Raw genomic sequence first — 21,676 nt, forward strand, 5'->3', positions numbered from 1 at the left:
TGAAATGTTGTCAAACAAGAGTTGGGGAGTGTTAAATAAACCATACGCGTCAAGTTAAGAGATTATAAGCAAATTCAGGGAAGTTAAGGTAGATACTCTAGTTTTTCTGTACTTGTCTTTTAATGAAAATCGCGACCAAGGGGAATGTTCAAAAAAGCATATGCGTCAAGTTAAGGGAAAGTAGCATAAGGAAAAAGAAAAGTGGTAAAAATTATTTTAGATATTAAGCAATAAAGCTAGTAATTTATAGATTCTTCTAAAAGAATTATCTTGTTTTAGATCAAAATTTCCAAAAAAATAAATGTAACAAACAAGTTTAAATGATGCTATATTGGACGATATTCCCTTAACTTGACGCATATGCTTTTTTGAACATTCCCCTTGGTCGCGATTTTCATTAAAAGACAAGTACAGAAAAACTAGAGTATCTACCTTAACTTCCCTGAATTTGCTTATAATCTCTTAACTTGACGCGTATGGTTTATTTAACACTCCCGGTATTTAATGCTAAATTGTTGTTCTATTAGCTCAGAAATTTTATTCTTTAGAGATATAAAGCACCCTCCTTACATTCGTTATACCTTTTTGTTAAGATACACCATTTACTACACACTTTACTTTAATTAATTATTAAAACAAGAGCATCATTTCCAGAGCTATATATTTTTACCTTAACAATTCTTTTTTGACTTCCTCTTCAATTGTCTCTCTTATATTCACGTTAAGGTCCTTCGTCGAAAAATCAGTCATAGCTTCAAGGTCATATAGATCTCTTGTCACTTTTTCAATAGTATCATCTATTTCTTTTACGTTAAATCCTTTTATAATAGGTCTAATCTTCACATACCCTGGAGAGCCTTTACCATAAATTCCTTTGCTTTGATCAATGCAGCCACCTGCACCAGATCTACTGCTTCTAAAACCCTGTCTACACTCTACTGTTTCATACTTGATTTTACCATTTTTTATATATGCTACTTTATTATCTTCAGTAGACTTCAATGCATCTGCTGTTATGATCCTTTCTTCTAATTTTAAACTCGGTTCATGAATTATTGTGTCTCGATAACTTGTACGTTCAGGACCATATGTTCTATGCATACCTCCACCTGCAACAGTGATTAATGGCTTGCAATCTTGTTTGTCTGAACGACACATTTTTATAAAAATAGGTCCCCCGTCTTTCTGTGATAATTCATCTGTCTGGTTACCTCCTCCCTCTGTGACTTGCACCTTAATTATAGGATAATCAGGATCAATTTTCAGTTTAGCTTTAATATAATCTCCTGGCATTCCTGATCTGCTTTCTTTGGACTTTGCTATATTAACTATATGACCTGCTTCACCACTTCCCCACGCTTCTATTTCAACACGGTCAAACATTATTGATAAGTCATCTGTATAAACATTTCCATCTTCATGCTTATAGGATTTTTCGCTCTTTTTTTGTTCTTGTTTCTTATTTTCCAATTCTTGTTTCTTATTTTTCAGTTGTTTCTTTATCTCTTCTAATTTCTTTTCTAGATCTTCCAAGTCTAACCTACACAATTTATCAGCGTAAAAGACCTCTGTTCTATCTGCTTTAATCAGTTGATCCTTTAATTGTGTACACTTTTGTACTTCATTTTTTTCATCTCTTAATACTTTACCATCCTTATCTTTACAATCCACTTCCTCATACCTTAAGTAAAACGGCTTATCATCTTCATTTTTATTCAAATATTGTATTGAGCGACTACACTCTCCACCAGAGCAGATGCAACCATCATCACCTTGATTACATTTTCCTCTATGCCCCGCATTCATCAATTTGTATACTACTTTGACTTTATTGTTTGTAAATTGTTCATCTATGTCTTTATCGTAATTCACGCAGTAACTGCATTTTCCCTTTTCCTGTTTGTTTTCGTCAGGAAAGAAAACATACCCTTGTTTATTGAATATTATTTTATCCAACCGATTTTGAGGTTCTTTCAAAAGGTCAACTATTTCCTTGCTTGGAAGATAATAGAACCGATTTGATTCCTTTGAATAAACAGCATTGTATTTAATATATTTTGTTCCCATTAATTTTAGTGGTACTACCTTACCTTCTCTTTCAAGAACAAATTCCTCTGGTTCTGGCTGCCAACCAGAAAGACAAAGCATTTTTCTGTTAGAATTTGCTTGATTTCTTACTTTCATATATCTTACTTCTATTTTTGGTTGTCCCATATTATCTAATTCTAACTTAATGGATTTACACTTACTATCTTCCTTAGGACCTGTTAGACTGCAATCACCGTCAGGAGGAGGAAGCTCAATCCCAATATTAGGAATGTAATTATGCCGTTTTAAAATTGTAAACCGAGAACTATTTTTAAATATACTTTCTATAACGTCACCGATATTACTTTCGTTGTTATTACTATTAGTTGTTTTTTTAACTATTCTCGGTTTCACTACCTTTAAAGATAGGGGGCCAATGTTTATAGGATGGTTGGTAACATCAAAAGTACAGACACCATCACTGTAGGTTCCGTGTGCTCTACAAGTGCTCTCACTCATCTTCATTTCTACTTTCAATGTATTTTCATTTACTATCTCTACTGTCTCAGGTTCTGGAGCAGGTGGTGCAGGAAAACAGCGGACGAACTGTGGATTTCTTTCATCTATACTTTGAGTTCCAAGGTATTCAGCGCAGAGCTTATCTTTTTCTCTATAGGTTTTGAAGTCATACGTGGTGCCATATTTGTCTGTAATAGGGTGTTCCTTAGCTTTATTTTCTCCATACCCTTTAGGAAAATCTAATTCTTTTCCAATCTTTCCGTCTTCTTCTATTAGATCACCAGCTATTACCTTAACTTTAGGGTTGAAGTAATCATTATCTTTATCTGTTATAGGAACAATTCTAACTTGTGGAAGCGACATTGCAAGTTGCTCGCAAAATGGAGGGGGGCTAGGTGCAAGTGGCACGGGAGCACATTTTACTGCCGTTTGGTAGCAGGTATCACAGACTTTTTCCATCTCTCCAGGACGAAAAATATTCTCACCTGAAAATACTCTAGAACCCCATGAAGAAATTCCTGACATACAAGCCCCTTTTTGACTGCAAGCGCATATCTTAGGGGAATTAGCAAATTTTATTTTCTCTTCATCAGTAACACCATCTGCCCATTCCCATTTAAGACCCCGAGCAATTTCTCCTCCAGCCTTTGTTTTATCTCCTTCCCAATCAATAAAAGCTGCAGCAGAAACTCCAGCACCACTCTCTTGAGTTCCATATATTTGGCGGCAGGATTCCCCACTTTGTAAGTCATAACAATAACTGTGTCCATCATAAGCACATACTCTAATTTTGGGATTAAAGTAACCATCAACTCCTTGATTTTTTATTGCTTGCACTTTAATTTTCTTTACCCAATCTCCACCAACAATTGCTTCGAACCAAGTAGTACTCTCTACAAGAGGCGGACAATCAGCATATCCTTGATACGAAAGACCAAGTATCAAAAAGAACATCAATAAGAAATTAAGCCTTACACTTCTCATAAAACACCGGTAACCACTCATTAACTTCTTCCCCTTTTTCTTTTATTGCCTCATACATATACTTTATAGTCTCTTTATTAGCTGAAAGTACATGTATTTCTTGCATATTCTTTAAATCTAAATTTAAAGTTACTAATCCTTTATACTGCTTTATCAAAAATAAACCTTCCTGTGTTGGCGTCTGCAGAATTGTATTCAGCTCCTCTTTGGATAAAGAAAATGCTTTCATGTATAATCTATTTGCATTGACGTTCGGCATCAAGATCCTTGTATCAATATGCTTGTCTAAATATTGAGTAAATTTGCTAGCAAATGCGAGGTTTAAGTTTTCAGTACTTAGGATTACCACAACATTTAGTTCCGTCATTCTTTGCATCCAGTTATCAAACTCTTTCTCTGTAGGAAAAATATTACTTATCTCCCATGCTTCATCCAAAACAAGTATTGCAGGCGAGCCATCACATCTTGCCTCAAAAGAATATAAAAAATAGTAAAGTATCACGGACATACATTCCTTTTGTTTTGTAAGGTTTGCGGTATTGAGAGATATAATTTTTGTTTCCCAGTCAATATCTGATTCATCACCATCTTGAAATAAGTAAGCAAAGTCACCATCGTCACACCATCTACTTATCTTACCCCCAAGGAGCAAGAGCACCTCAGAAATTTGCGCAATAGAACGTGATTCCTTGGGTATAGCAAATATAGAATCCACGATTTTTCTTATCTTTTCTTCTACGTCCACCAAGCTTGTATCGGCTACCATTCTTTTGATCAGTTCAACCAACATATTGCGACTGGAAGCACTGTCTTCAATGTTTAGTGGATTAAATTTTAGGCTTTTATCTTTATATTTTGGGTCAATTATGTAATATTTACCACTCACTGCTTTAGTAAAAATTATTGATTTTCCAGTGTTATCCAATATGAGAATTCTTGGGTTAAACTTTCTTGATTCTGATAATAGGAAATTAATGAGTGAGGTTCTGCCTGAACTTGGAGCTCCGAGTATCGTAGTATGGCCATTATTTCTTTTTCCATGGAAATTAAAGAAGTAAGGATTTCCTTTTTCTGAGAAAAAAATCGTTACCGCTTCTTTCCACCTTCTTCCTTTTAATGTACCTGACGTAAAATCGTGCAGCATAGCAAAGCTGCAAGCGTACTTTGTTAAGATATTTTTTGGTTGCGTAATAAAAGCAAAATTGCCTGGAAGTTGTGCCCAAAAATGACTTTCCATATGTAAATCAGTTCTAAATATCATGAAGCCAACTAATGACATTATGGAAGATAAATCACTAATATTTTCAGCTAACTTATTCCTATTGTCTGCAAATATTGTAAAAATAATTTTCTGTTGGCAGAAGTCTATGCTCGAGGTCTTTTCAAGCTCTATTATTTCTTCAATTCCTGAGCTTTTAAGTAAGGTATTATCCTCACTAATTTGCAGCATGTTGATTTGTTTTTTAAATTCTTTTATTGCTTTATTATTACTAGTAAATATCATTATTTCTGTAATGATAAATTCAGATTCAAGCTGCAAGCATCTATCTATATTACCTAAAGAGATTTCCCGGTATTCCTTTATGCTGAAAATAGAGCCAAATTTCTGTTGATTTTCAAATATTGTTTGAAACGTATTGAAACCAAAAGCTATTTTAAAATTTCTAACATATTGAGACAGGTCCCTTTCATGTATTGGATAATCTTTGTGCGTTAATGTAACAATATAGTGGAGAAATTCTATCATTTCAGAATATATTTTACCTTCACTAAACCTTAGACCCAGTTTTTTAGCTCCAAAAGGTCCTAAATCATTTTGAATTAAGTCAGTTATCTTTTGCAACTCCTGATGGCTTTCTTGTAAAGACAACTTATGCTTATTCTTTATTCTATTGAAAAAAAACGAATTATTAGTATGCTTGCCAAAATCGCTAAACAATATTACAATGTATAGTTCATTTATATACTGTAATTTACTATCAGTTAGTTTATTAAACCACGTTGAATGTAGGTTGTCAGAGAAGTCTTCAGTTTTATTCCATTTCAAGCTCAGTTTATTGCGCTTTCGAGCAGTATGAATCCAAACGGTACAATACAGGCTATTAATATTTTTTGATATGCTTTTTCTAATTTCAGTTCTGAGGTCGCCGTAGTTATCAACAGAAGAATAATCTTCTAACTTGATTATTTTTAACAATTCTCCCTGTTTTGTTAGTATGGTTTCTTCATCGTAATGACAAGCATAAGGAATAAAATCTAAATCAATGCTTTCTAGTAATGCTAAGTTGTTCTTTTTCTCAAGCTTAGGGTTAATGGTTGGTACTTTTGGTTGCATACAACATCATGTGTATTTAACAAAAAGGTCATTCTCGAATCTTATACTCACTGTTCTTTTTTTCTGTGCTGTTGAGTGTGTTGCCATCGATTTGCAAGTCTATATCTTCTACAAAGTTAAATTTTTCTTTCAAGTAATCTATTGCCTTATCTGTACTCCCAAACATCATGATCAGTACACCAAACATTATCATAAAAAAGATTAGACCTCTGAACACTACTGCAAGTATCACCGCAGCTATACACAACCCTATGATTGTTGAAGGACTCATATTTTCTACAGTATCTTTAATTGAAAATGAAGAAATAAAATCTCTTACCGTTTCTTGTACATCATTCACCGAAGCCTCGCTAGAATATGATGCAAAAATGAAACTTAATAAAGCTATAAAAACCAAAACTTTATTCAATTGAATGCGCATCAACTAAATACCTTTTAAACATTCTTCAAATATAACAACTTTTATATCAACAAGCAAGAACTGAATTCACTTATTCACTACAAGTAACACATATTTAATTTTTATAGACGTGATACCAACCCTCATAAATAACTAGACAAATAATTCACAGAGCAAATGGTTTTGATCGAACTTTCCGTAATATCTCGAATAAATTCAGATACAGCATTTTCAAGTAATTTAATAGAGTCATACATCTTGTTCTTTATTATATTTTCCTTTAAATGTTGCCAAAATCTTTCCACAGGATTGAGCTCAGGCGAGTACGGCGGCAAATAAATTATGGTGATATTTTCAGGAGTTTTTAAACCTTTAGACCTATGCCAACTTGCGCAATCCATGATAAGAAAAGCTTCTCTAGTCCCCAAATCTTTCGACATCTGCTCCAAAAATATGTTCATGCAATCTGTGTTTACATGTGGAGCAAGTAGGCTAATATCCTCTCCATTCCTGGGATTTACAGCGCTGTAAAGATAGAAGTTTTCTCTTCCGATTTTTACTTTAACTTGTGTTCTTGAGCCCTTTTTAAACCATCCATGTCCAACTTTTGAGTGCGTTCCAAATCTCGATTCATCGAAAAAAAACCTCCTTTTTCCGGTTCTTTTCCACAATTTCATTGAGATTTTTTTTGAACTCCTCTTGTTTGTTTTTGTCTTGTTTATAATGTGCTGGACGAGGTGTGATATATGTAAATCCTAGCTTCTTCATAAGCCTTCTCGCCGTTGACTCACTTACTTTGATAGCTAACATTCCTTCAACTATACCTTGCAATTTTTTAGCAGTCAGATTTGCCCCATCTTCTTCTATTACCTCTCTTATTTTTTCCTTCTTCTCCTCGTTCAGTTTTGGTTTAGGTCCTCGCCCTGGCTGTATTGCAAACCCAATAACACCTTTTTCTTTAAATCTTGCAATCCATTTCATTAATGTCGTTCTCGTAATTCTATATATTTTAGCAACTTTTGAGATACCATACTCCTTTGCTGATATTATTGCTTGTAACCTTCTTCCTATCTCTCCTCTTATTCCATATTTTTTTAATTCTAACTTGCATTGATTATATAGTTCTTCTCCTATTGCTTTACTTTTTCCTGCCATAAACTACATATTTATTCTTTCTAGCCTCAATTATTTGTAGTTTTTACTATTTGTCTATCTATTAGTGGAGATTGGTATGAACATGCTGTAAGCTCCTTATCATTAACATGAGGTTCCACACTAATGGATGTTAATTTACTTGATAGGAAGTTTGAATGCAATTCAGCTACTACTCCTATAGCACATACTGCAGCCACAGCAAACAATCCCACTCCTATCAGTCCTGATGTCATTGCTCCTGCAACAATGCACCCTATTGTAGAGAGAGCACAACCTGCTACAAGTGCAACGTGAAGATTTCTGTTATTGGGTTGTTTTTCAAGTGGAGTATCTTCACCCTTTTTCTCATTCACAGGAAGTTTCTGCACGATTGTAATGGCGTTTTTTCTGTCCCTTTTTTCTTCGGGTTGCATTGAATCTTTTGCCTGACTGCCTGTCATCTGAGTAGTTTGACTATTTGGATCCATATTTTCTTCTCTCTGAATCTCAGTGTCAGCTACTTGGGTGACACCTGGGCTGACTCCATTTTTAACTTGATCTCTTTGATCACTTGAGTTTCCGCTTTCTTGCATCTTTGGCTTTTGCTTTACAGCCTGTTCTGACTGCTCAGTTTCTTCTTTGTATGAATTGCTATTTTCTTCAGTAGAGCTTAGTGTTGAGTTTAAACTTTCCTCAGATGAAGTGCTTGTTACTAAAGTTAAACTGCTCCTTCTGCTACTTACTGGTGATCTTGAACTTTCTTCACTCTTTCTAGGTGAGTCTATTCCACTATCTGAATCATTGCCACTACTGAGTTTAGAAGTATTTGCATCGCTTGGCACTTCTACAGCATCTGCAGTTGTACTAGGGTCCTCATTTTCTACACAAGATTGGCTAAAGGAGCCATTCAATTGTGATTGTTCTAATGTAGGAAATGCTGAAGCACTATTATGACCTGAACTTCTAAGGGTATTGTATTTTCCAGGGGTTCCTACTCCACTTACACCCTTGCCTACAGAATCCTCTTCTTGAGGAGTCATATCCGAGTTTGTAAAATTTGGAACTTCACTAGAAAAACTTTGTTTGTTAAATGGTTCCGTAGCATTACCTTTATCGCTGCTCTTGCTAATAATCCCATTAATTATTCCCTCTATTTCCTTTATTTTTTCTGGTTTTAGTTTTTTTGAGTTTGTTATTTCTGCTTTCAACGCTGGGAGAAATTTCTCAGTGTAATAATTATAATATTTTTGATATTCTTCTTGCTCTCTCAGTAATTTTTCTAATTGAATTAATATGTTAGGATCAGCTCCTTTCTCGAACGAGTCTATGCATTTTGTGATAGTTCCATCTTCATTTTTTTTTGGGCTTCCATGATTATGTGTTTTTTTTGTTACCTTTTTGTATATATTGGTGAACAGTTTACGATCTTCTTCATTACTCAAAAGTTGAATAAGTTCTTTTATTTTACCAGGTAAATCATTACTCTTAGGTTTTTTAAAGGGACTGTGCATAACATTCTTCCATACATAATAAAATGTATAGATACCTTTTTAGCGTTAATTTTACATTAAAACTGGGCAATTATGCCCTATAATGGGCTCTTTCAGAGATAATTATGACTTGCTTACTGGTTGCTTTACAGATTTGCGTTCAATATAATTGTTTGCCTGTTGAATTAATATGTCTATCACTTCTTTTACAGGCTTTTCCTTATCAACCATGCCAACACTTTGACCGGCCATTAAAGATCCTGTTTCAACATCTCCATCAATTACTGCTCTTCTTAAAGCTCCAGCCCAGAATTTTTCTATTTCAAGCTGCCCATCTTCTTTTGAGATCTGTCCCTTTTGGTATTCATCAATAACTTTTTTTTGATGCTTCATAAAATCGTCACTTGCTTTGTTGGCTATGGCTCTTACAGGAATTACAGGAAAATCAGCACTTATCTGCATAGAAGACACTGCATTACGTGCGGCCGATTTAATAAACACTTCCTTAAAATTTTTGTGGGCAATTGACTCATTAGTGCAGACAAATAATGTACCTATTTGACAGCCACTTGCCCCCATTTCCAGGTAATTAACTATCATTTCGCCTCTTCCTATTCCGCCGGCAACAAATACTGGTGTTTGTTCATTTTTAAAATGAGGCAATATCTCTTGTGCAAGAACAGAAGTACTAACTGGCCCTATGTGCCCGCCTGCTTCCATTCCTTCTATTATTAATGCATCTACTCCCATTTTTACTAATCTCTTTGCAAGGCTTAATGCTGGTGCAAAGCACATAACTTTAATGCCCGCACTCTTGATTTTTTCTATATTAGGCTTTGTTGGCAGTCCACCGGCAAGCACTATATGGCTTACTTTCGTTTCAATACACACATCTATCAACTCACTCAACTTTGGGTGCATAGTAATTAAGTTTACACCAAATGGCTTGTTAGTTAATTTCTGTGTCTCTATGATTTCTTTTTTCAATAGGTCTGGAAACATTGCACCACATGCAATTACACCGAAACCACCAGCGTTTGAGATTGCCGAAACCAAGTTTCTCTCCGAAACCCAGCTCATAGCACCACCCATTATAACAAACTCACTACCAAGAAAATCTGTTCCTTTTTTCCAGAGGCTACTTAACATATAACCTATATCATGCGTTTAAAAATGTTTTGCTTATCTATAAATGTGTGTTTCAAAGCGCCAAGTATATGTAAGATTATAAAGAGTACCATGAAATATGCAAACATCGAATGTAGCTGATTAGCCGTGTTAGCTAGATCTTTGTTTTGATTAATCAACAAAGGGATATGAAAAAAATATTTGATCTGTTTGCTAGAAGCAGAAGACATAACATAGCCAGATAGTGGCATTAGCACCATCAAAGAATATAAACCAAAGTGTACTGCTTTACTTATATTGATTACAAGTCGAGAGAAATTTGCTGGAAGTGGTGGAACATAAGTAAAGACGCGAAAAAATATGCGTACTATGATTAATCCAAGAATAGTGATACCGCAAGCCTTATGAATAGCATATATGTTGAATTTAATTTCATTGCTAAGTGGTAAGCTTTTCATATAAAGTCCAGAGCAAAGCATACCGATAATAAAAACAGCCATCAACCAATGGATAACTCTTAAACCTAAGCTATATTTATCGTCTTCCATTTTGATTACCCTAAAGTAGCATTTATATAATAGAAAAACTATTTTTCAATCAAAATTATTAAAGCAATTTAGATTTATCGACAATGTAAATTTAAGAGCAATCCTGTCATCCGGGTAGCCCGCAGAAGTGAAAAACTTACTTGACACATTTCGCCAGCCTCCTTATTATGAAACTGAAGCTATATTATTTAACTTCCCAATCTGTGCAGATTAAAATGACAAGAAGACTTGTATTTGGCGTACTATTGTTTAATTTTTGCACTATGTGCATACTATGTCTTTATAAAAATTTTGGGTTTTTACCCACATAAGCTGAAAAGCGCTTATAAAGCGTTTAAGACATCACCCAACGTCAAATTTTAAAATAAAGAGTGGAATAACTAGCTACTCCGGGGATTCTTTGTCTTTTTTTTCTGCTGGTAAATTTCTTAAACATTTATAGCTTAAGTTAGTTGCGTTTAAAAGCAGCTAAATTGCAGTGTTTAAGACTTAAAGAACGCCGATACTGAAAATAAACAATGACTAGGGCTTCTTTTGCCTTTTTTTCCGTTTGGTAAATTTCTTAATGTTTATGGCTAAAGTAACTTAGGTTCACCGACAATCGTCATCCCGCTACGTGTTAGCGCCGCGGCGGTATGACGGTTCGCGCGGTGGCATGACCTCGTCATCCCGCAGCGGGATCTATGTTAAGAGATACCGTGAATAAATCACGGTATGACGGTTCGCAGTGGCATGACGGTTCGCGGCGGTATGACGTAGGACTGCTGTCATCCCACTACTTGTTAGCGCCGCGGCGGTATGACGGTTCGTGGCGGCATAGCAATTCGTCATCCCGCTGCTTGTTAGCGGGATCTCTTGTTAGCGCCGTGACGGTATGACGTAGGATTGCTGTCATACTGCTACGTATTAGCGCCGCAGCAGTATGACGTATTGCTTGGGTCAGCTATATCATTAAAGTTAGCTATTCTCCATAGCGAAGTCTCTAGCTAGGAACAATGAGCCACAGATTAGTATGGTTTTGACATTTTGGATAGAGGCTTTTAATATGTGATTGGATATTGCATCGCCAATTGATTCACATTCAACAGCTTTTATTCCTATGTTATTGGCTTTTTCCCTAATCAAGTTTGTATTTGTTGCTTTAGGTTCAGACTTAACACAAACCGCACATAGTAGCTTGATATATGGCTTTAAGTGCTCTAAGAACTCTTCCACATTTCTGTTACAAGTAACACCAAAAACCACATAGATACCTTCAGCAAAATTATCTTTTACCCACTGAGATAGCACTCTAGCACCGTCATTATTGTGCGCACCATCTAAAAATAATTGCCAATCTTTCGGTAGTAGGGAAATTAAATTACCTTCTTTTATAGACTCTAGTCGCGCAGGCCAGTAGGTATGCTGTAAACCTGAAGTAATATCCTCTTCTCCAATATCAAATCCATATTTTCCGCTCAAGATGCTACATGCTGCAATAGCATTGCCTGCGTTAATCACCTGATGATCACCCTTTAAAGACGGCAAAGGAAATTCTATTGATTGAATAGCTGATTGAAAAACCATTTTGTTGTTCTTTTTTTTGCAATTCCATTCAAGACCTCCTCTATACAGAGGAGATTTCTTATTTATTGCGTGGTGTTCTAGCATGTTCATTATAGATTTTTCTTGTGGTGCTATTACGCAAGGAACATTAGGTTTCATTATTCCAGCCTTTTCACCTGCTATAATTTCTATAGTAGGGCCAAGATATTCTGTATGATCAAGAGCAATGGAAGTAATGATTGTTAAAATCGGACTATCTATAACATTTGTTGCATCAAGTCTTCCACCCATACCCACTTCAACTAAAGTTATATCGGCTTTATGACGAGAAAAAGCTAAAAAAGCTGCAATAGTTGCAGCTTCAAACAGAGTGATAGGTTGTTCTGCAATTACGGCACGGCATTCTTCTAATAAGCTATATAATTCATTATCGTTGATATAACTACCTGCAATAACTATTCTTTCATTAAAATTCACCAAATGTGGAGAAGTGTATGCATGGACCTTATACCCTGCTGCTTGCATTATATATCTTATAAATGCTAGTGTTGAGCCTTTCCCGTTAGTTCCAGCTATATGAATTATGGGCGGCATTTTTTTCTCAGGATTGCCCAATTTATTTAGAAAGCTTTTTATGCGATCAAGAGAAAAATCATTCGGCCTATTACCAAGTGGCTTAGGCCAATGAGGCATATATATCATGGATTGTTATTGCATTTTAATTCATCTATAACACTTGCTATGCCATGCGCGTCGATTTTTTCACTAAATTGAGAACGTTGATTAATAGCAATACTTATTCCACTCATTACAACATCACTTATCAAGAAAGAACTGTTATTTTTAGTAACTTTAAAATCAATATTTGTAAATTCTTCATCACCGTAAGAAAATCTTGTACCAATTAAGCAAGTTTCATCGTCAACTGCTCTTGAGCTCATTATGATCATTTCACTATTACTCATGTATTTAGATAAAATTTTAACGCACAAACGTGTAAGATACACTTCATACTCTCTTAAAAAATCTTCTTTTTCTTTTTGTTTAACTAAAGCCCCATGTTTTCCTATAACGAATTGCGATATTCCTTTGAGGTTAACATTATTCTGAATGACTTCCTGAAGCTCTTCGTGTACATGCTCTAGGTTTTTTCTATTTCCTTTTGTGGATATACCATCCACTTGTTGCTTCATAGTATGCACAAAAATTTTGTGATCTATACAATTAGTGTAAGCACTTAAAGAAGTTACAATAAAAACAATAATGATTAAAACTTTAGTAATGTTCATAAGATAAACTATAATACTTAGAATGCAAAGTTTAATAAAGATTAAATAATAATCGCTGACTTTTAATATACCTATAGACATGCCTTGTGTAAATCATCTATAATTCAAGTAAGGGTCTGTGCTATGCGTTATGAGTTAAGTTAAATTTCCCGAGCGATAATTTCTAGAGAAGGGAATCGCCTCTGCTGGTTTCGTTGAAACTAATATGCGATGCCCACCTTAACTTCAGGTCTCAGGAATCTACTAAGGCTGACGATAGATATGGATCCTATTTTGATTGGTTTAACATTTATGCTTCATCAATACAGAGAACAAGGTACCTTCCTATGTTCGCCTAATGAAGTATTCCAAATTGTAATTGATGTTGAAAGGTATCCTGATTTTGTTCCTTGGTGCAAAGCCGTTTATATAAAAGAAGAAATTAACAACCAAATGGTTGTGGATCTCCTCGCAGCTTTTCATGGAATTAAAGGAAGGTACATATCAGAAGTTACTTCTCTTTCTCCAAGTGGAACAAATAAAGGTTGGATAAAAGCTGTATCATCAAACGGAATATTTAAACATCTATACAATGAATGGCAATTCATTCCCATAGATGAAAATAAAACTATGGTAAAGTTTTATATAGAGTTTAAGTTTAAGTCCAACTCATTTTCAACTCTATTAAACTCAGTATATAAATATACACAAAGTAAAATAATTGCTGCATTTAAAAACAGGGCTGAAAGCCTTGCTAAACAAAAGTTATCTTGACATTATTAATATAAATATGTAATTTTTTTAGTAAGTTAAGTATTTATATCATAATGATTTTTAGACTATTGCTTTTATCAATTTTTATAAGTGTTAATTCTTATGCAGTTGTTAACCAACATATTCAAAAAGAAACTAATGAAATAACATCAAAGGAGTTACTATCACTATTACCCGATGATAAATTATTAGGAGATCCAAAAGCACCAATTCTAATGATAGAATATGCTTCATTAACTTGCTATCACTGCTCTCTTTTTCATAAGAATGTTTTTCCTAAAATAAAAGAGAAATATATAGACACAGGTAAGATGTTATATATATTTCGTCATTTTCCTTTGGATTACAGAGGGCTAAAGGCTGCAATGCTAAGTCATTGCTACGAAAAACAAGAAGACTACTTTAATTTTAACAAAGCTGTTTTTAATTCAATAGATTCGTGGAATTACTCCAATTTAAGTGATTTGACTGTACTACAAAGAATTGCTGCACTAAGCAACTTAAAGCAAGATGCATTTAACCAATGCATTAATGATAAGAAAGTGATGGATAAAATCATAAATGATAAATCACTGGCAATTAATAAACTTGGTATCACAGCTACCCCAATATTTTTCATCAAGCTTAACGATAGTAAGTCATATATAGAGCATAACAAAGTTAAACATGAAGGATATAAAGAGCTGAAATACCTCACTGACGTGATAGATAAACTATATGGAAAAGCTATAGTGAAGTAATACCACTGTAGCTTACCACATAAAAGACTCTATACTGAGTCATTATTTTTCACTACTGTTTGCTGTTTTTTACGCTCAAATTCTCTTTTTTTACTGTGCCAAGCGTAGTAATACATAGCAATTTTATTCTCTATTAATACTATTGTTCCATCATAAAACTGAACCATATCCATAACTTTTCTCTGAGCTTCATCAAAACGTTCTTTATACTTTTCACGATAAGCTGGATTATTTAGTAACATAACCCCTTCATTCTTGTTAGATTTTTTATTTAACGTTTCAACTTCACTAGCAATAGTATAAGACATATAACCCCCTCTAATTGATTATAAAAATCATATTTTAACAAAGAGGAATGTGCATGAACAATTCCTCTAATTTTAATATAATAATTGATTGATTATTATACTAGTTAACTATAGTACGATATATAATAATCTTTGTCACTTAAAATTTTATACCATAAAATAATAACTTAAAATAAATGTTTTTATTGTTCCAAACTATATTATTATATTTATAAACTTTATATGAATTAAGCCTCCTTAATTTACAATATATGCGTAATAACTTTAGCACAAAATTATCATATATAAGAAACTTATTTGCAAAAGAATATAAAACAATAAAAGAATACTGTATCCTTGAAAAAAAGCAACATATTCAGATTAGCCCTGAGGAAGGAAAACTATTAAGTTTATTTATAAAAATTCATAAAATCAAAAGTATTGTTGAGATTGGTACGTTATACGGTTATTCGTCAATTTGTATGGCGAAAGCTCTGCTGGAAGACGGTCATATATATACAATAGAAAATCATCCTCAACACTTAAGGATAGCAAAAAAAAATTTTAGTGCTTTTAATCTAAGTGATAAAATTACTCTAATAGAAGGCAATGCATTGGAAAAACTTAGTGAATTATCAGTAAAAGCACCTTTTGATATGATATTCATCGATGCTGACAAAAGTAGTTATCCTAAGTATTTAGATTGGGCAGAGTCATACATTAAACAAGATGGGCTAATCGTTGCAGATAACACTCTACTGTTTAACACAGTATTTTTAGAATCGCCTCCAAAAGAAGTATCAGAAAAATCATGGCATGCCATGAGGGAGTTTAATAATAGATTATCAGATGAAAAAAAATATTTCTCTATATTGATTCCAACTGATGAAGGAATGACTGTAGCTTTAAAGCTAACATAAGTTAAAAATCAAGGTCAGCATAATGTTTAGGAGGGATTAAACCAGAAATCCTCTCTAATAATATCTCACGAAAACAAGGCTTTGATTTAACAATGGAGTACCATTCTTTTAAAATTTTACTTTTTTCCCATGGAAAACTACTTACATAATCCATTACGGAAATATGCGATGCTAAAGTAATATCAGCTAAAGTGAACTTATCAGTTGCAAGCCAAACGTTCTTGTTAATTAAATGTTCGATGTATTCCATATGGTAAGGCAGGTTATGCTGAGCTGCATGAAGAAATCTAGAGTCAGGGCTGCGGTTAGTAATTACTTTTTCATTCATAATATACTTAGTAACTTCATTGTAAAATTTGTTGTCGAACCAATTGATTAGAGCGCGTATTTTAGACTTAATAATAGTGGATGAACTAAGTAATTTGACGTCGCTATTGTAAGTCTCTTCTATATATTCACAAATGGCATTACTATCCGCTATTACAAAGTTATTATCTATTAATACTGGTACTTGCCCGGTTGGATTGATCTCCATAAATTCATTCCGTTTTTCCCACGGATTTTCATACACTAGATCACAACTCAACTTTTTTTCTTTTAGAAGAGCTCTAACTTTTCGTGAAAATGGACAAAGAGGAAAATGATATAAAATCATAATTAATTTCTATATATAGTTTATGCAACCCCGACTGATCATAAACTAACATAGGATATACCTTGCTAAATAAAAAAAAAAGTATAATATTTTATAAGGTATGCAGGCAAAAAATCTGTAACTTGGTCAGATCAGAAATGAAGCAGCCATATCAGAACCTTTTTGGGTTGCATACCTATTTCATTATTTGTTTTATCCGAGGCTATGAACATAGCATTAAAACATCGTCCTAGTAGCTTTAAAGATCTAGTAGGTCAAGATATATTAGTGCGTGTATTAGAAAATGCTTTTACTTTAAACAAAATTCCACAATCTATACTGCTCTCCGGTAGTAGTGGAGTTGGTAAAACCACCACTGCAAGGATAATAGCTTTATGTTTGAATTGTTCCCTGGGGCCAATTTTTGAACCTTGCGGATCATGTGAAAATTGTCTAGCAATAAAAAATTCAAGCCATCCAGATGTAATTGAAATCGATGCAGCAAGTCACACTAGCATTGACGATATTAAAGTAATCCTGGGAGATATTTGCTATTCACCTATAAGCTCTAAATTCAAAGTCTACATTATAGATGAAGTACATATGTTATCCAGCAGCGCATTTAACGCATTACTTAAAACCCTAGAAGAACCACCACCTAGCGTAAAGTTCATTTTAGCAACTACGGAAATAAAAAAAATACCAATAACTATTATTGCACGTTGTCAAAGATTTGACTTACATAACATTCCTGTAGCTAAAATAGTGGAACGTTTAAATGATGTTGCACAAAAAGAGAGTTATTCCATTGAAAAGGGAGCATTAGAATTAATTGCACAACATTCTGGAAATTCAATGCGTAACGCCTTGTTTTTGATGAATCAAGCAGTTCTATATAGCAAAGATGGTGCAATATCCACTAAAAATGTGACAGACATACTTGGCTTAGTGGATAAAGATATTACATTCGATCTATTAGGGGCAATATTAGAAGGTGATTTACAGAAAGCTCTATCAGTGTTTGACAAGGCAGTAAAAACAGCAAACCCACTTAGTATTTTTGAAGGTCTATTGCAAACAATTCAGTTAATATGCCGTTTTTTAATTACGAAGGAGATTGATAGTGCAGTTACAGAACATGAAAAAAATAGGATAAAAGATTTAAGTATAAAGAAGTCTTTAATATTTTTTTCAAGATTGTGGAAGGTGTTGCTTAAAGGCATTCAGGATATAAAAGCTTCAACATGCAATGATGTTGCTGCTGAAATGATGCTAATTAGCCTTTGTTATCTTTCTGATCTACCTTCTCCGGAACAAGTGGTCAAAAAAATTCTTTCACAGAATGTAGAGCAAGGAAATAGACAGGGCAGACCTGTTGCACCTTCCCCCTCTGTCATCCAAGTAGCTGACACTGGGATCCATGTGGAAAATAAACAACAAAATTACGATTTTGATAAGATTTTGCAACTATTAAAGCAGAGTAATCAAATTTATCTTTACAAACAACTGTGTAATAATCTACAATTAATAGATTGTAAACCTGGATATTTAAAATTAAAAGCTGTATCTAAGTTGGATAGTAATTTTTGCAATGATTTAAAAAATTACTTAAACCAGGTGACTCAGCAGGAATGGGTTATTACAGTTGATACGGGTTATATAAACAGGGAAGTGAGTAATTTAAATTATGCACCTGCAGTTAAGGATATACTTGACACGTTTAAAGGTGCAAAAGTAGTTAATATAGAAAATAAGGAGTAAGTTGTGGATTTTAGTCAAATAATGAAACAAGCGCAAGAGATGCAAAAAAAGCTTGCAGAAGCTCAAGAAAAATATGTTGGAAAAGAGTTTCAAGGTATTTCTGGTGGTGGTAAAGTTTCTGTATTAGTGGAAGTCATAAAAATAGGTAGTTACAAAGTTAAAAAGGTGAACATAGACTTAGAGCTTATGAGAAATGAGGAAAAAGATATAGTAGAGGATTTAGTAACAGCAGCGTTTAATGATGCCGTTAAAAAAGCAGAAGAAGATATGGCGAATGCAACTTCTGATCTTGCAGGTATGATGGGTTTACCACCTGGATTTAAACTTCCTTTTTAAGTTTACTAGCGAAGTTTCTTTTAGTGTAAGTATTTCTTCCCTAATATTTCTAACGCTAGTACTTTTTTGTATAATGCACCTATGCTAGCGCAGCCCTACGTCATACCAACGCGGATAGATTTTGCTAACACGTAGCGGAATGATGAGGTCTTTCGATAGTAAATCTTACCTGTGTTAGCTATACCAAAAAATCAAAAGTCGTATTTATTCATTAATAAAATCTTTGCCTTCTCCTAAAAGTTAGTTAAAATGTAGAATATTTTGTGTTATTAAGTTAGCACTTGACTTAACTTTAGTTGTTACTTAGACTGCTAAAGTGGAATTTTAATTTTTTTACGAGGACAATTATGCATTATAAAAAGTTTTTTTCAGCAGCCGCTTTAGCAACGTTGCTAAGCTTATCAAACTCTGCTTTTTCAGATCCTGTTGGTCCAATAAGTGATGAAGAAACTAGCTACTACGTTCGCTTGCAATACAACGGTGAAATTTTACCTTTTTACACAAGCATTGAGGGTATTAAACATAAATCAGGCAAAGACAAGAATAGTCCCTTAAAAGCATCCTTTATAGCTGGTGGTGGTGCGTTTGGTTACAAAATGGACGACATTAGAGTTGATGTTGAAGGGCTTTACTCACAGTTAAGTAAAGATGCAGATGTAGTTAGTGCTGCTGCTGCTGTTGCTGCTACTGGTGGTAGTCCTGCTGTTGCTGCTATTCCAGAAGTTGCAGAAAGTTTAACGGCAATTTCAGGATTAGTTAACGTTTATTACGATATAGCAATTGAAGATATGCCTATCACTCCATACGTTGGTGTTGGTGTTGGTGCAGCGTATATCAGCACTCCTTTGAAAACTGCTGTGAATGGTCAAAACAGTAAATTTGGTTTTGCTGGTCAAGTAAAAGCTGGTGTTAGCTATGATGTAACTCCAGAAATCAAGCTTTATGTTGGAGCTCGTTATTTCGGTTCTTATGGTGCTAATTTTGATGGACAAAAAACAGATCCTAAAGATCCAACCAAACAGGTTACTGATGCAGGCGCATACAAAGTTCTTTACAGCACTGTTGGTGCAGAAGCTGGATTGATGTTTAACTTCTAGTCTATCTCAGCCTTGTTATCCCAGTGAGTTTTTTCTTGCCATTCAAGCAGCATCACACTGGGATCTAGAAAAAGGAAATGTGGATTCCAGTGTCAAGGCACTGGAATAACATCATTTACTATGTATTTAAACTATAATGTTTATCATTACACGCTGGCAGGATGTCAATATTATGTTGGGGCTTATCGTTTTTAAGATCCCAATTAGATGGAAGGTTTGTACTTTTCTCAAATCAAAGCTTGAATTTTTCCCCGAAAATTAATATATTATATGTATGGAGTTTTAATTTAAGTTGTTATGTTGACCTCAATGGCAAACTTATGTGTTGATAGCAGAACCAATCTCATGCAATATATTGCTAGGGTGCAAAAATTTCCTATGCTGTCTCAAGAGGAAGAGGTACGATTAGCAAAAAATTGGAACCAATATAAGGATGTTTCTTCTGCTCATAAATTGATTACCAGCCATTTGAATTTGGTAGTGAAAATTGCAATGAAATTCAAAAATTATGGACTATTGTTGATGGACCTGGTCATGGAAGGAAATATGGGTTTAATGCATGCAGTAAAAAAGTTTAATCCTGATTTAGGATTTCGTTTTTCAACTTATGCAGTATGGTGGATTGAAGCTTCAATAAAAGACTTTATATTGAAATCTTGGTCATTTGTGAAGATAGGCACAACGCAAGCACAAAGAAGATTATTTTTTAGTTTACGTAAAATAAAAAAAAGAATTTTACAGTATACAAACAGGGAAACTTTAAATAATGAAGAAATAAAAGCAATATCAAATGAGCTTTCTGTATCCGAAGGAGACGTTATACAGATGAATTACCGTATGGCTTGTAAGGATCAGTCGCTAAATGATTGCATAAAAATAGGTGATGACTCTAAAAGGGAGTTACAAGATATGATCCCATGTAACTTGGTTAGTCAAGAAGTAACCTATCAGAATCGTGAAGAAAAAGAATTAAAAGAAACAATTTTAAACAATGCACTAGCAAGCCTCAACGAAAGGGCAAGAGACATTTTTATTAGTAGATACCTGTGCGAAAACACTCAAACTCTGGATGAACTTAGTAAAAAATATTGTGTTTCAAGAGAAAGAATAAGACAGTTGGCTGAGCAGGCGATGGCTAAGGTAAAACAATATATACAATCAGAAAGTTTGAAATTTGGTTTGCATGCGTAGTTTTTTTATATTTCTAATATTTTTTTCAATAGGCGCTTTTGCATCGGTTAGTGATGTGCAATTGAAGGAAAAATATAAAGATTGGCTTGTATATACTGCATCAGAAGATGGAGAGAAAGTATGTTATATTGTATCCTATCCTAAAAAAAAAAGCGAACATTATACAACCAACCGCAAACCATATGTAATGGTTAGTTATGTTGATAAAAAAGCAGATGAGGTAAGTGTTACCTCTGGTTTTCAGTATGATAAGGAGCCTATAGCTCTCAATATCGACAAAAAAATTAAATATACACTGCCTATAATACAGGGAAGTTTTGCGTGGGCAGAGCATACAAAAATAGATCAAGATCTCATTCTAAAAATGAAGCAGGGATTATCAATGGTAGTGAATGGAAAAGCAAAAACAGTGACCATTGATGATACTTATTCCCTACTTGGTTTTCAAAAAGCGTATCAAAAAATGCATGATTTATGCCATACAAAGTAAACTATTGTAACAGAATACCCAGCTATAGTATAAATTAGACTACTCTTTCAATGAATAGCACTTTACT

19 protein-coding genes and 2 other RNA genes are annotated in these 21,676 nt (G+C 34.0%); 10 read left to right on the forward strand and 11 right to left on the reverse strand.

The genetic code is table 11. From position 1 onward, the window contains the following. Positions 1–666: 666 nt before the first annotated feature. The 9 genes from NBW37_RS00400 to NBW37_RS00440 all read right to left on the reverse strand — a co-directional run bounded on the left by NBW37_RS00400 (position 667) and on the right by NBW37_RS00440 (position 13,400). Positions 667–3,531 carry a hypothetical protein gene (locus NBW37_RS00400; RefSeq protein WP_250296480.1) on the reverse strand — a complete coding sequence of 955 codons (2,865 nt, stop codon included), beginning with the start codon at positions 3,529–3,531 and terminating at the stop codon, positions 667–669. Continuing rightward, positions 3,512–5,866, reverse strand: coding sequence for a VirB4 family type IV secretion/conjugal transfer ATPase (locus NBW37_RS00405; protein ID WP_250296481.1), 2,355 nt, complete (start codon positions 5,864–5,866; stop codon positions 3,512–3,514). The genes NBW37_RS00400 and NBW37_RS00405 overlap by 20 nt, the downstream gene beginning before the upstream one ends. Positions 5,867–5,894: 28 nt before the next feature. Then, entirely contained in the window at positions 5,895–6,287 is a 393-nt protein-coding gene (locus NBW37_RS00410; protein ID WP_250297032.1) for a hypothetical protein, read from the reverse strand. A gap of 122 nt (positions 6,288–6,409) precedes the next feature. Further along, a protein-coding gene (locus NBW37_RS00415; protein ID WP_250295836.1) for an IS630 family transposase occupies positions 6,410–7,421 on the reverse strand; the annotation gives its coding sequence in 2 pieces (ribosomal slippage) (positions 6,410–6,907 and positions 6,909–7,421; 1,011 coding nt in all). A 26-nt stretch (positions 7,422–7,447) separates the two neighbouring features. After that, the gene (locus NBW37_RS00420; RefSeq protein WP_250296482.1) at positions 7,448–8,911 is read right to left on the reverse strand and encodes a DUF350 domain-containing protein; all 1,464 of its coding nucleotides are present in this window, start codon (positions 8,909–8,911) and stop codon (positions 7,448–7,450) included. Between the two features lie 102 nt (positions 8,912–9,013). Then, a complete protein-coding gene (locus NBW37_RS00425) occupies positions 9,014–10,039 on the reverse strand; it encodes an NAD(P)H-dependent flavin oxidoreductase (protein WP_250296483.1) in 1,026 nt (341 codons plus the stop codon). Positions 10,040–10,044: 5 nt separating this feature from the next. Further along, positions 10,045–10,566 (reverse strand): cytochrome b, encoded by a 522-nt coding sequence (locus tag NBW37_RS00430; protein WP_250296484.1) that lies wholly within the window; start codon positions 10,564–10,566, stop codon positions 10,045–10,047. A 957-nt stretch (positions 10,567–11,523) separates the two neighbouring features. Further along, on the reverse strand, positions 11,524–12,813 hold the full coding sequence (locus tag NBW37_RS00435) for a bifunctional folylpolyglutamate synthase/dihydrofolate synthase (protein ID WP_250296486.1): 1,290 nt from the start codon (positions 12,811–12,813) through the stop codon (positions 11,524–11,526). Next, positions 12,810–13,400 carry an MlaC/ttg2D family ABC transporter substrate-binding protein gene (locus NBW37_RS00440; RefSeq protein ID WP_250296488.1) on the reverse strand — a complete coding sequence of 197 codons (591 nt, stop codon included), beginning with the start codon at positions 13,398–13,400 and terminating at the stop codon, positions 12,810–12,812. The genes NBW37_RS00435 and NBW37_RS00440 overlap by 4 nt, the downstream gene beginning before the upstream one ends. A 110-nt stretch (positions 13,401–13,510) precedes the next feature. Between NBW37_RS00440 and ssrS the strand changes: the two genes are divergently transcribed. From ssrS to NBW37_RS00455, 3 genes are all read left to right on the forward strand, one after another. Next, a non-coding RNA gene (gene ssrS, locus NBW37_RS00445) (6S RNA) lies at positions 13,511–13,672 on the forward strand. Between the two features lie 19 nt (positions 13,673–13,691). After that, a complete protein-coding gene (locus NBW37_RS00450; protein WP_458695350.1) occupies positions 13,692–14,153 on the forward strand; it encodes a type II toxin-antitoxin system RatA family toxin in 462 nt (153 codons plus the stop codon). Positions 14,154–14,206: 53 nt separating this feature from the next. Further along, positions 14,207–14,893 (forward strand): DsbA family protein, encoded by a 687-nt coding sequence (locus NBW37_RS00455; RefSeq protein ID WP_250296492.1) that lies wholly within the window; start codon positions 14,207–14,209, stop codon positions 14,891–14,893. Positions 14,894–14,922: 29 nt separating this feature from the next. On the opposite strand, the gene NBW37_RS00460 is transcribed toward NBW37_RS00455, so the two are convergent. Continuing rightward, complete coding sequence (locus NBW37_RS00460; protein WP_250296494.1) at positions 14,923–15,201, reverse strand: DUF2671 domain-containing protein; 279 nt, start codon at positions 15,199–15,201, stop codon at positions 14,923–14,925. A gap of 251 nt (positions 15,202–15,452) precedes the next feature. On the opposite strand from NBW37_RS00460, the gene NBW37_RS00465 reads away from it, so the two are divergent. After that, positions 15,453–16,100 (forward strand): O-methyltransferase, encoded by a 648-nt coding sequence (locus NBW37_RS00465; protein ID WP_250296497.1) that lies wholly within the window; start codon positions 15,453–15,455, stop codon positions 16,098–16,100. A 1-nt stretch (position 16,101) separates the two neighbouring features. Here the strand turns inward: NBW37_RS00465 and NBW37_RS00470 are convergent, their stop codons facing one another. Then, the gene (locus tag NBW37_RS00470; protein ID WP_250296498.1) at positions 16,102–16,755 is read right to left on the reverse strand and encodes a glutathione S-transferase family protein; all 654 of its coding nucleotides are present in this window, start codon (positions 16,753–16,755) and stop codon (positions 16,102–16,104) included. Positions 16,756–16,844: 89 nt separating this feature from the next. Here NBW37_RS00470 and ffs point away from each other — a divergent pair. The 6 genes from ffs to NBW37_RS00500 all read left to right on the forward strand — a co-directional run bounded on the left by ffs (position 16,845) and on the right by NBW37_RS00500 (position 21,609). Beyond that, positions 16,845–16,944, forward strand: an RNA gene (ffs, locus tag NBW37_RS00475) — signal recognition particle sRNA small type. A 15-nt stretch (positions 16,945–16,959) separates the two neighbouring features. After that, positions 16,960–18,495 carry a DNA polymerase III subunit gamma/tau gene (gene dnaX, locus NBW37_RS00480; RefSeq protein ID WP_250296499.1) on the forward strand — a complete coding sequence of 512 codons (1,536 nt, stop codon included), beginning with the start codon at positions 16,960–16,962 and terminating at the stop codon, positions 18,493–18,495. Between the two features lie 21 nt (positions 18,496–18,516). Further along, positions 18,517–18,831 carry a YbaB/EbfC family nucleoid-associated protein gene (locus tag NBW37_RS00485; RefSeq protein WP_250296967.1) on the forward strand — a complete coding sequence of 105 codons (315 nt, stop codon included), beginning with the start codon at positions 18,517–18,519 and terminating at the stop codon, positions 18,829–18,831. A 347-nt stretch (positions 18,832–19,178) separates the two neighbouring features. Beyond that, entirely contained in the window at positions 19,179–19,928 is a 750-nt protein-coding gene (locus NBW37_RS00490) for an acyloxyacyl hydrolase (protein ID WP_250296500.1), read from the forward strand. Positions 19,929–20,225: 297 nt separating this feature from the next. Next, positions 20,226–21,119 carry an RNA polymerase factor sigma-32 gene (locus tag NBW37_RS00495; protein WP_250296501.1) on the forward strand — a complete coding sequence of 298 codons (894 nt, stop codon included), beginning with the start codon at positions 20,226–20,228 and terminating at the stop codon, positions 21,117–21,119. Next, a complete protein-coding gene (locus NBW37_RS00500) occupies positions 21,112–21,609 on the forward strand; it encodes an invasion associated locus B family protein (protein WP_370273105.1) in 498 nt (165 codons plus the stop codon). Before NBW37_RS00495 ends, NBW37_RS00500 begins: the two co-directional genes overlap by 8 nt. The last annotated feature ends 67 nt before the right edge of the window (positions 21,610–21,676 follow it).

The organism is Wolbachia endosymbiont of Oedothorax gibbosus, from assembly GCF_936270145.1.
Lineage (GTDB): Bacteria > Pseudomonadota > Alphaproteobacteria > Rickettsiales > Anaplasmataceae > Wolbachia.